Below are 869 nucleotides of genomic sequence, written 5' to 3' on the forward strand. Positions count from 1 at the left end.
GAGCCCGCGTCCTGCAGCGCCGTCCGTACCACCTTCGCCGGGTCGACGATGCCGGCCTTGATCATGTCGACATAGACCTCGTTCTGGGCATCGAAGCCCTGATTGTGATCCTTGCCCTCGGCGAGCTTGCCGACGACGATCGAACCTTCGACGCCGGAATTCTCGGCGATCTGCCGGATTGGCGCTTCAAGGGCCCTGAGCACGATCGAGATGCCTGCCGTCACATCGGCATTGGCTCCGGTCAGCCCCTTCAGCACAGCCTTGGCGCGCAGCAACGCGACGCCGCCGCCGGGAACGATGCCTTCTTCGACGGCCGCGCGCGTGGCGTTCAGCGCATCGTCGATGCGGTCCTTCTTTTCCTTGACCTCGGATTCGGTCGCGCCGCCGACGCGGATGACGGCAACGCCGCCCGCCAGCTTGGCGAGACGTTCCTGCAGCTTCTCCTTGTCATAGTCGGACGTGGTTTCCTCGATCTGCCCCTTGATCTGCTGGACGCGCGCCTGGATGGTGGTCTTCTCGCCGGCGCCGTCGATGATCGTGGTGGTGTCCTTCTCGATCAGCACGCGCTTGGCGCGGCCGAGCATGTCTATGGTGATGTTCTCCAGCTTGATGCCGAGATCCTCGGAAATCATCTGTCCGGCGGTGAGCACGGCGATGTCTTCCAGCATCGCCTTGCGGCGGTCACCGAAGCCAGGCGCCTTGACGGCCGCTACCTTGAGTCCGCCGCGCAGCTTGTTGACGACCAGCGTTGCCAGCGCTTCGCCCTCGACGTCCTCGGAGATGATCAGCAGCGGCCTGCCGCTTTGCACCACGGCTTCGAGGATGGGCAGCAGTGCCTGCAGATTGCCGAGCTTCTTTTCGTGGATGAG

The 869-nt window shown here is 64.1% G+C and carries 1 protein-coding gene; it reads right to left on the reverse strand.

The window, feature by feature from the left end:
* A partial coding sequence (gene groEL / locus NKH59_RS33380) for a chaperonin GroEL (protein WP_353024485.1) occupies positions 1–869 on the reverse strand: 869 nt, incomplete at both ends.

Origin of the sequence: Mesorhizobium sp. M0998 (assembly GCF_040318885.1) — a bacterium.
Classification (GTDB): domain Bacteria; phylum Pseudomonadota; class Alphaproteobacteria; order Rhizobiales; family Rhizobiaceae; genus Mesorhizobium.